Origin of the sequence: Aquimarina litoralis, from assembly GCF_019295435.1 — a bacterium.
Lineage (GTDB): Bacteria > Bacteroidota > Bacteroidia > Flavobacteriales > Flavobacteriaceae > Aquimarina > Aquimarina litoralis_A.
Genome location: NZ_WEKL01000049.1, coordinates 1 through 11,537, shown reverse-complemented (window position 1 = coordinate 11,537; position 11,537 = coordinate 1). Strand labels below are relative to the sequence as shown.

Sequence of the window (11,537 nt, the reverse complement as noted above, 5' to 3'; positions counted from 1 at the left end):
TTCCAATGTAAGCAACAAAGGTACGAAGAAAGTAATCATATAATCGCTGTTAATAGTCCGTTAAATATCGAAAAAAAACATACTATAATTGTAATTTTAATTGTTATCAACAGTCTATAATAATAGTACTAGTCAAATTAAACGAAAAAAGAAAAGAAGATGAAAAGATTTTTGAGCTTATTGGTTGTAGCTATTTTAGCAGGTGTAATAACCTTAGGGACCTATAAAATGTTTCTTGAAACAGATCCCGTAGTGATCACTAAAAACGAAACTACTCCAAAAACAACGGTAATTCCAACAACTTATAATTCTACTAATTCTAGCACGGTAGTACCAGCTAGTATTGATTTCACCTTAGCAGCCGAAAAGACGGTAAATGCTGTTGTCCATGTAAAACAATATGGTATCACAAAGACTCCACGAAACTTAATGGAATATTTTAGGAATGGTGGTTCTACCGAAAGAAGAATTCAGGGTGCAGGTTCAGGAGTAATCATTACCGAAGATGGGTATATTGTTACTAATAATCATGTAATTGATGGAGCTACAGATTTGGAAGTAACTTTAAACAACAATAAATCATATAAAGCTGAAATTATTGGAACTGCTCCACAGTCTGATATAGCTCTTATTAAAATTGATACCGATGAAAAATTATCATACATTCCATTTGGGAATTCTAACACTGCTAAAATTGGAGAGTGGGTATTAGCTGTTGGAAATCCATTCAATCTAACATCTACGGTTACTGCAGGAATTATTAGTGCAAAGTCAAGAGATTTAAATGAATATGATGGTAATTTTCAATCATTTATTCAAACAGACGCTGCTATAAATCCAGGAAATAGTGGTGGTGCTTTGGTAAATACTCGAGGAGAATTGATTGGAATAAATACTGCTATCACATCACAGACAGGTAGTTATGTAGGGTATGCATTTGCAGTTCCTTCTAATAACGCTCGAAAGATTGTAGAAGACATTTTAGAGTTCGGAGATGTCCAAAGAGGGATTCTTGGTATAAATGGAGACAACCTTACGAAAAAGGTAATGGAAAAATACGACCTCAATGAAACTCAAGGTGTAGTAATTACAAATGTTGGAGAAGATAGTGGTGCTAAAAAAGCAGGTCTCAAAGAAGGTGATGTAATTAAGGAAATAGATGGATTAAAAATCAAAAAGTTCTCTGATTTAACAGGATATGTAAATAGTAAAAGTCCTAATGATGTCATCAATGTAAAAATATTGAGAGAAAACAGAGAATTGAGTGTTCCTGTTACACTAACTAAATATGTTATCCAACGATATAATATTGAAGATGTTGGTGTGGAAGTAGCAAATCCAAATCCTGATTATCTTAAGAAATTTAATCTGGATCATGGAGTAATCATTAGTAAAGCATTAAGCCCTAGAATGCAACGATATAATTTAGAAGGTCTAATTATTAGTGAAATCGATAATAAAAAAGTAAAAAACGTTTTACAAGTAAAACAAATTATTGAAAGCAAATACCCTGAAGAAGATATTACGATTAGCTTAATCGATCGTGATGGAGAAAAGAGAGAATTTGTTTTTCAAAACTAAGAATGACCCTATATAAAACCACTAATCCCATTGCTTATATAAAGTAATGGGATTTTTTTATGTAAAAAAGCTTTACGAAAACGTTTGAAATTTATACTTTTGCGCGAAATTTCAAGATTGTAAAACACAACAACTATGAGTTCTAACGAAGTTTATGAGAAAGAACTTGCCTTTCAGGCAGACAGACGCCGTGCTACGGTAGCATTTATTAAAACTGTAAGTGATTTATGGTATGATAATTCCATTGAATTGGTACTGTTTCGAAATCAATTAATCGATAAAAATGTTAGTGAAATTCTAAATCTGCATGAATATGCCGGTGAATTTGTACAAAAGCCAATATCGATTTTTGATTCAGTTGAAATTGCACAAGCAATCAAACTAATGGATTTACCACCTGCAAAATTGGATATCGGTAAACTTACCTATGAATATCACCTTTCCGGAAATGAGTTTGACTCTGCGACTAGCTTTGTGATGAACAAACTTAAGGATGCTAAGAAATTTAAGAACATATCTCCTAAAGATGTTGTTCTTTATGGTTTTGGAAGAATTGGAAGATTGGTGGCAAGAGAGCTTATGACCATAACAGGTAAAGGAAGTCAACTTCGTCTAAGAGCTATTGTAACTAGAGGTTCTATAACTGAAGAAATTTTAGAAAAAAGAGCTTCTTTATTAAGAAATGATTCTGTACATGGAGAATTTGCCGGTTTAGTAGAAACAGATATCGCTAATAGCTCCTTAATCATTAATGGTACAACAGTAAAAATAATTAGCACTAACAATCCTGAAGACGTAGATTATACTTCTTATGGAATTGACAATGCTTTATTGATTGATAATACCGGTGCTTTTAGAGATAAAGAAGCGTTAAGCAGACACCTAATTGCGAAAGGAATAGATAAAGTTTTATTGACTGCTCCTGGAAAAGGTATTCCTAATATTGTTCATGGAGTTAATCATAAAGAACATAATCCTGACAAAGTAAATATTTTTTCGGCAGCATCATGTACTACCAATGCAATTACACCAATACTTCAAGCTGTTGATGAAAGTTTTGGAGTAGTTAACGGGCACTTAGAGACTATACATGCATATACAAATGATCAGAATTTGGTAGACAATATGCATAAAAAATACAGAAGAGGTCGTGCGGCAGCTTTAAATATGGTTATTACTGAAACTGGTGCTGGTAAAGCGGTATCTAAAGCATTACCAAGTTTTGAAGGAAAATTAACTTCTAATGCGATTAGAGTTCCTGTTCCTAATGGTTCATTAGCAATCCTTAATCTTAACTTGGAAAAAAATGCAACTAAAGAAAGTATGAATGCAATTATAAAAAAATATGCATTAGAAGGAAATTTAGTTGAACAAATCAAATACTCTCTTGATAACGAATTAGTTTCTAGTGATATTGTTGGCTCATCTGCTCCATCAATTTATGATAGCAATGCTACAATAGTTGATTCAAAAGGAAAAGATGCTGTATTATACGTATGGTATGACAACGAGTATGGATATAGTCATCAAGTAATAAGGCTTTCTAAATATATTGCAAAGGTTAGAAGGTTTACCTACTACTAGAATTTATAATTGTATATAACAAAATAAAAAAGTCGTTATCATTGTATAACGACTTTTTTATTTGGTAGCATTCTACACATCCGTAAGACTCTTTATTTCAAGCAACAAAGAATCATCAAATTCTCATGAAGTGTTCATTATTTTTTTCAAATTCAAAATACCATGACTCATATTTAAATATAGCAGATTTAAATCTTTTAAATCCCTTACAATATCGTATATTTATTACCGTTAGAATTTATTAAAGACTAACGTAAAAGAATGAAATCTGTTTACTCAAAAGATATTTCATTTAGCAAGTAAGATAAATTTATCTAAGATATCACAGACTTCAATCAACCATTAAAATAACTAAAATTCACACATGAAATTATCAAAGTACCTATTCGTTTTCATAGCTTTATTTCCCCTCTTTGAAACTATTCAGGCACAAGAAGAAGAGTTAACTGCAGAGCAAGCTCTTAAAACAGGAAATGTTAAAACTCAGTTTGATGTTGTTATCAAAAAATCTGGGAAATACCAGGAATATAAGGTAGTAAAACGAGTTTGGTTGGATAAACTAAAAGGCAATACCCTTGATTCCATAAAAACATTAGAATCAAAACTAAATAGTTCCAATCAAAAAATTGTAGAACAGCAAACCTCTATCTCTAATTTAGAAGCTTCTTTGGCAAAGACTAATGGTGATTTATCTGCAGTTACTGAAGAAAAAGATAATATGACATTCATTGGTATGTCATTTACCAAAGGAAGCTATAAAACGATGATGTGGACTATAGTTGGTGGCTTACTCGCCTTATTAGCATTCTTTATCTTCAAGTTTAAGAATAGTAATTCAGTAACTATCCAAGCAAAAAAAGCATTAGCAGAAACTGAAGCAGAATTCGAAGATCATAGGCGCAGAGCATTAGAAAGAGAACAAAAAGTGATGCGTAAACTTCAGGATGAAATTAACAAACAACGCAAAACTGGTGCGAAGTAATTGAATTTTCTAGATTTTATCAGATAGTTTTGCATCTTTGCACATATTAATTACAAGAGATGCGAATAGATATTATTACTGTTGTTCCTGACATTCTAAAAAGTCCTTTCGAAGCTTCTATCATGAAGCGATCTATAGAAAAAGGATTGGTAGAAGTACATCTGCATAACCTTAGAGACTACACCTCTAATAACTACAAACAAGTAGATGATTATCAATTTGGCGGAGGAGCTGGTATGGTAATGATGGTAGAGCCTATCGATAAATGTATTTCTAAATTAAAATCAGAAAGAGTCTATGATGAAATCATATATATGACTCCTGATGGAGAAACTTTAAACCAAGGAATTGCAAATCAACTATCGCTTAAAGGAAATCTTATTATTCTATGTGGACATTATAAAGGTGTAGACCAAAGAGTTCGAGATCATTTCATCACAAAAGAAATATCAGTTGGAGATTATGTATTATCGGGAGGAGAATTAGGTGCACTCATTCTCTGTGATGCAGTTATTAGACTAATTCCGGGAGTTCTAGGAAATGAAACCTCTGCCCTAACTGATTCTTTTCAGGATGACTTATTAGCGCCTCCTATTTATACAAGACCTGCAGATTATAAAGGGTGGAAAGTTCCTGAAGTACTTACTTCTGGTAATTTTCCAAAAATTGAAGCCTGGAGAGAAGAGCAAGCCTATCAAAGAACAAAACAAAGAAGGCCTGATTTGCTTGATAATTAAAAAACACTTTTTCTCATATTGATTTTCCCTAGAAACAGGGTACACAATCTTTATGATTTCCCTAATCTTTGTGGTAATCCTTTAACAGTATTACTATGCAAAGAATAACTTTAGTGTGTTTTTTTCTATTAATCGCTTTCGGAATACACGCAGAACCTTTTTTTAGGATATTTCCTGATCAATTAAATTTCGAAAACTATCCCAATATCACAACCACATGTTTCATTCGAAATGAAGGAAATTTTAGAATGACTAAAAGTAATATTGACAAATTTAATTTCTCTCTTATAGAAAATGGCATATATATTCCAGAGGTAACATATGAATTAATTCAGGTACTAGATTCTGATGAATCTGTAGTCAAATTATCATACACCACCATGTCCCCACTATATATGCATAGAGACATTACTTTTTTTCTTAATGCAGAAGATCATTTCACTTTTGATGGAGAAAACTATATTTTTTATAATAATGGGACAATTGTTGATTATGAAATGAATCCCTATTCTGTACATAAAAACCTTACTCAACAAGAACCAAATCAAAATACAATACTGCCAAATCCTTCGTTGCATTCTGATAAATCTCTCATGGAATGTTCTTCAGAAGAATTATTCCTAATGCGTAATGAATATTATGCTCAAAAAGGATATATTTTTAAAGAAGATCGATTAAGAGATTATTTCAGTACCCAAAAATGGTACTCGCCAACGGTAACAAATTCAAAACAAATCATTTTTTCTGATGAAGAAAAAGCTGAAATTGCTTACATTCAATATTACGAACAATTAAAATCTAACACGAATTTCCCTATTATAGATACTATCGAGTATTATGGTAATGGCATGATAAAATCTATAGTAACTAAAACCGAAAAAAACTATCAACTTTATCAAGGCTCCAATCAAAAAAAACAAATCCTTATAAATAGCTCATTCATATCTTTTAACAAAGAACAAAGACAACCAAGTAGAATTGGATATTTCAATTTGTATCACAAGCAAGAACGGTTTCGAGATTATTATATAAATGGAATCGTAAGCGAGGAATTATTTATCCGTAATGAAGGAGATTTAGATCGTAATACAACTTTTGTAGATAAATACTATAATACAGGTAAGAAAAGGAGTAAATCTGAATTTAGAGACAATCTTTCTTCTTTTGAAATTGAATCACTTAAAAATGATAGTGAATGGTATATTGTTTGGGAGTATTATATAAAAAACGATACTTCAAGCATATCACAAGAAGATATTTATAAATATCGAACAGTGTATGATGTACACTCCCCACAAACTCCTACAGAACAAGAAATGAATAAAATCGTAAATGATTCTTTAATTACAGATTCAGAAAACGAATATGATTTCAACCAATTAAAAGTATTATATCAACAAGAGTACCCTAAAAATAATGGAATTGAAGTAAATGCTCATGAATATATTAAAAATCAAAATGAAGATTATTTGCATGTACCAAATATGTATAACAATATGAAGTACACCTTATTATCTGATAAACACGAGGTAAGTTATGTATATATATCTATGACAAACAAACGATATGAACAAAAACTTTATGAAGAAAAACCTGTTCTGCTTGAGGAAGAAAGCGGATTATTATATGATGATAGTGTTGTACACGAAATTAATGGAAATTACAAGATTCAGAACTGGAATGCAGAAAAAAAACAATTGGAATATATAGATATCTTTCATCCTGATATGAAGTTTGGCACTTACGTTATGTTTATGAAGATTACTTTTCCTGAACATAAAAAAATGTTTTACTCTGATAAATATAAATTAATATATGTTCCTTTAGAAGAAGAACTAATCGATGAATCTAATAATTCAGAATAACTAATTAATCTACAATACAATACTATTTTTTATTTAATCATGCATTCTATAATAAAAGGTCAAAAATCTTGCAGATTATTAAATAATACTTATTTTTGCACCCTGATTAAAATAACCTCTGGCGAAAATCGTGTATGTTGTTTTGATAAAACATAAGTAAACTACTTCAAACATGGAAGATTTAGTAAAATTCGTACAGAACGAATTTGTTACAAAAAAAGAATTGCCTGAGTTTTCTGCAGGTGACACAATCACAGTATATTACGAAATTAAAGAAGGAAACAAAACTCGTACTCAGTTTTTTAGAGGAGTTGTAATCCAAAGAAGAGGTTCTGGTGCCAGTGAAACATTTACGATTAGAAAAATGTCTGGAACTGTAGGTGTAGAGCGTATTTTCCCAGTAAACTTACCAGCACTTCAAAAAATCGAAGTGAWCAAAAGAGGAAAAGTTCGTAGAGCACGTATCTTTTACTTTAGAGAGCTTACAGGTAAGAAAGCTCGTATTAAAGAAAAAAGAAACTAAATCACACTTCTTTTACGATATAAAAGGTTGTCAAATGACAACCTTTTTTTTATGAACAAAAGTTAACATCTTAGGTTCATAACCAGTTGATAACTAAAAAGATACAATAGATTGTATTCAAAACTCATTTTACGTATCTTTAAAATAAGAAATAATATAATTGCTAATAGTGATGACACAAGGATTCCTATTTTATATTTTTTCTAAACTCGTTCTTTGAACATTTTACATAAACCATCTTAAGATTAGGATAAATATAAGACGAAAGTTATTTTTTTGAGTACATCATTGAAATCAATTTAAAGGTCTACTTTAAAATCATTTCAGCATGAAATTCAAAGGAAAAAATTAAGTTTTGACACCTTTTTAATTTTAAGTGGAATCAGACTATTCGAACAACAGAAAATTACATAAGTAATACAGATATATAGTGATTCGAAATAGTCATCCGAGTAGTTTTTAAATTAAGTATCGTATTTTCTTTCATAAATTTAAATCTACTCAAAAACAGAAATAACGATTTTTGGTATAAATCAACGAAAGTTATTATTTAATAGCGGGTAAAACAGCTAACAAAATTCTTATTTCTGAACAAAAGCCATATCAAGGTATTCGTATTATGATATGGCTTTTTATTTTTTTAGAACTATTCTTAAAATTATGTTCTTTTTTTACGAGTACCATTTTTTGCTCCTATTCTTTTTCAAAGATATTTAATTCAAGCTCTTTAACTCAAAACTAACAGTAATCAGGTTGCATTTACCTCCCTATATTTGTATCTTCGCGCTCGGAAAAATATTACTGTGAATCACCAAAACTATACACAGGTATTCTAGTAATACATAGTATGAAAGGTTAAACAACCAATCGTTTCCTAAACTGATCGTATAATACACATAGGATATTGAACCGAAAGGCAACAAGTATATTCTATTAAAAATTAAAAAATATGGGAATTGAATCCTCCAAAATTGTATACACCAAAACTGATGAAGCACCTGCGTTAGCTACATATTCTTTTTTACCAATTGTAAAAAAATTTACCAAAGCAGCCAATATTGCGGTAGAAACTAGAGATATATCACTTGCGGCTAGAATTTTGGCAGTTTTCCCAGAAAACCTTTCTGACAAGCAGAAACAAGCTAATGCATTAGCAGAACTAGGAGAACTAGCACTAAAACCTGAGGCGAACATTATTAAACTTCCAAATATAAGTGCTTCTGTTCCTCAATTAAAAGCTGCTATTGCAGAATTACAATTACAAGGTTTTAATATTCCTAATTATCCGGAAGAACCAGAAAATGATGAAGAAAAGGATATTAAAGGAAGATATGATAAAATTAAAGGTAGTGCTGTAAATCCTGTTTTACGAGAAGGAAATTCTGACAGAAGAGCTCCTAAACCTGTAAAACAATATGCAAGAAAAAATCCACATTCAATGGGTGCTTGGAGCAGTGATTCCAAAACGCATGTAGCAACCATGTCTAGTGGAGATTTTAGATCCAATGAAAAATCCGTTACCATTAGCAATGCTGGAGATGTAAAAATCGAGTTTGTTGATACCAATGGAAATACTAACATTTTAAAAGAAAAAACTGCATTACTAGAAGGCGAAATTATAGATGCTACGGTAATGAGCAAAAAAGCATTAATTTCTTTCTTAGAAGAGCAAGTTGCAGATGCTAAAGAAAATAATGTTCTATTTTCTCTTCATATGAAAGCCACGATGATGAAGGTGTCCGATCCAATCATTTTTGGCCATGCTGTAGAAGTGTTTTTTAAAGATGTGTTTGAAAAACACGGAGAAGTATTAGAAGAAATTGGTGTAGAAGTAAATAACGGATTTGGTGATCTTGTAAACAAATTAAAAAGAGTAACCGACGCTACAAAAAGAGCAGAAATAGAAGCAGATATTAAGGCTTGCTATGAAAATGGCCCTAAATTAGCAATGGTAAATTCAGATCAAGGGATTACCAATCTTCATGTTCCTAGTGATGTAATTATTGATGCTTCCATGCCAGCAATGATTAGAAACTCTGGTCAAATGTGGGATGCTGATGGAAAAACACAAGACACTAAAGCGGTAATTCCAGATAGCAGTTATGCTGGCATCTATCAAGAGACTATAGATTTTTGTAAAAAGAATGGTGCTTTTGATCCTACGACTATGGGAACAGTTCCTAATGTTGGGTTAATGGCCAAAAAAGCTGAAGAATATGGTTCTCATGATAAGACATTCGAAATTAAAGAAAATGGAACCGTACGTGTAGTGGACGCTTCGGGTACTGTATTAATTGAACACGATGTAGAACAAGGAGATATCTGGAGAATGTGTCAAACAAAAGATGCTCCGGTTAAAGATTGGGTAAAATTAGCTGTTAGTAGAGCAAGAGCAACCAATACACCTGCTATCTTTTGGTTGAATAAAGATAGAGCTCATGATGCAAGCTTAATAACTAAAGTTGAAAAATATCTTCCTGAGCACAATACTGAAGGATTAGATATCCGAATCATGTCTCCTGTAGAAGCTACTCGATTCTCATTAGAAAGAATCAAAGAAGGTAAAGACACAATTTCTGTAACAGGAAATGTATTGCGTGATTATAATACCGACCTCTTCCCTATCCTAGAACTTGGAACAAGTGCAAAAATGCTTTCTATTGTACCATTAATGAATGGTGGTGGATTGTTTGAAACAGGTGCTGGAGGATCTGCCCCTAAACATGTACAACAATTTAATCAAGAAGGTCATTTACGATGGGATTCTTTAGGAGAGTTTTTAGCGTTGGCAGTTTCCTTAGAACATTTAGCAGAAGTTAACGATAACCAAAAAGCACTTGTTATAGCAGAAGCATTAGACAAAGCGACAGAAGAGTTTTTGGAAAATAAAAAGTCACCGTCTAGAAAAGTGAACGAACTAGATAATCGCGGAAGTCATTTTTACCTTGCTATGTATTGGGCGCAGGCATTATCTGAACAGACTAAAGATAAAGAGTTACAACAACAGTTTATATCAATTGCCAAAGAATTAGGTGATAATGAAGCTAAGATTATACAAGAATTAAATGATGCTCAAGGAAGCACCGTAGATATGGGAGGCTATTACTGGCCAGATGTAACTAAAGTTGCGAACGCAATGAGACCTAGCGAAACACTAAATAAGATTATAGGATAAAATGTATCTTAACATAGTAAAAACGCCATATAAAAATTTTATATGGCGTTTTTTTATAAAATTTCATGCCCTATACCGTTATCAAAACAACCTTTTAAACCAATAAAGGTTTAAAATTATTCAAATAAAAATTGTGTAGTTTTACAGAAGAAAGTTATACCAGCTTTTAATATACTTCAAAACTTTTATAGACCAGAAAACCCATGTTACCACCTGCTAAATCCTTCAGACTTTTTAGTGCTATATTTTTAATAGTCTTAGTTTCTTGCACTGAAAAGAAAACAAATGTTATTGAGGATAATACAGAAACAAAAATCAAACAAGAAAAACCCTTATTTACCTTAACAGATCCTAAAGAAACCGGATTATATTTCATTAACAAGCTTCAGGAAAATGAAACATTTAATATTATCACCTATGAATATATCTATGGCGGTGGTGGTGTCGCTGTTGGTGATATTAATAATGATGGCTTACCAGATGTTTTTCTTTCTGGAAATTTATTTGGTGGAAAACTGTTCTTAAACAAAGGTGATCTAAAGTTTCAAGAAATTTCAATACCTGCAAGTATATTACAACAGGGATTTAGCACCGGTGTATCCATGGTTGATATCAATGGAGATGGCTATAAGGATATTTATATTTGTCGTTCTTTGGCTGGGGAACCTGAACTAAGAGAAAACATTTTACTTATCAACAACCAAGATCTGACTTTTACAAATAAAGCAGCAGAATATGGTCTAGATGATCAAAGTTTTTCTAACCAAGCTTCTTTTTTTGATTATGATAATGATGGTGATCTGGATATGTACCTACTAAACCATCGCGTAGATTTTGCTGATGCTCAACACATAAAAACAGCTAAAAACAAAGAAGGTAATACAATTTTATATAAGAATACTAACTATAAAAATGTTAGTGATCGGTTATATAAAAATAACGGCAATGGCACCTTCTCAGATGTTACCGAAAAAGCCGGTTTACTTAATAGAACCTTTGGTTTAAGTGTAACTCCAACCGATATCAATAAAGATGGATGGACTGATCTTTATATCGCAAATGATTATCTGGACAAAGATCATTTTTATAT

At 31.6% G+C, this 11,537-nt stretch carries 8 protein-coding genes; all 8 read left to right on the top strand.

Going from position 1 to position 11,537, the window contains the following annotated elements:
* Window positions 1–159 precede the first annotated feature (159 nt).
* Complete coding sequence (locus tag GBO31_RS19660) at window positions 160–1,581, top strand: trypsin-like peptidase domain-containing protein (protein WP_219010179.1); 1,422 nt, start codon at window positions 160–162, stop codon at window positions 1,579–1,581.
* 135 nt (window positions 1,582–1,716) lie between these two features.
* Window positions 1,717–3,165: a glyceraldehyde-3-phosphate dehydrogenase gene (locus GBO31_RS19655; protein ID WP_219010178.1), complete on the top strand. Its 1,449-nt coding sequence runs from the start codon at window positions 1,717–1,719 to the stop codon at window positions 3,163–3,165.
* Between the two features lie 364 nt (window positions 3,166–3,529).
* Window positions 3,530–4,147 (top strand): tRNA (guanine-N1)-methyltransferase, encoded by a 618-nt coding sequence (locus GBO31_RS19650; RefSeq protein ID WP_246615924.1) that lies wholly within the window; start codon window positions 3,530–3,532, stop codon window positions 4,145–4,147.
* A gap of 59 nt (window positions 4,148–4,206) precedes the next feature.
* Window positions 4,207–4,884: a tRNA (guanosine(37)-N1)-methyltransferase TrmD gene (gene trmD / locus GBO31_RS19645; protein WP_219010177.1), complete on the top strand. Its 678-nt coding sequence runs from the start codon at window positions 4,207–4,209 to the stop codon at window positions 4,882–4,884.
* A 95-nt stretch (window positions 4,885–4,979) separates the two neighbouring features.
* On the top strand, window positions 4,980–6,749 hold the full coding sequence (locus GBO31_RS19640; protein WP_219010176.1) for a YARHG domain-containing protein: 1,770 nt from the start codon (window positions 4,980–4,982) through the stop codon (window positions 6,747–6,749).
* A 172-nt stretch (window positions 6,750–6,921) separates the two neighbouring features.
* Complete coding sequence (rplS, locus tag GBO31_RS19635; protein WP_219010175.1) at window positions 6,922–7,272, top strand: 50S ribosomal protein L19; 351 nt, start codon at window positions 6,922–6,924, stop codon at window positions 7,270–7,272.
* A gap of 949 nt (window positions 7,273–8,221) precedes the next feature.
* A complete protein-coding gene (locus GBO31_RS19630) occupies window positions 8,222–10,447 on the top strand; it encodes an NADP-dependent isocitrate dehydrogenase (RefSeq protein WP_219010174.1) in 2,226 nt (741 codons plus the stop codon).
* Between the two features lie 203 nt (window positions 10,448–10,650).
* A partial coding sequence (locus GBO31_RS19625) for an FG-GAP repeat domain-containing protein (RefSeq protein WP_219010173.1) occupies window positions 10,651–11,537 on the top strand: 887 nt, incomplete at its 3' end.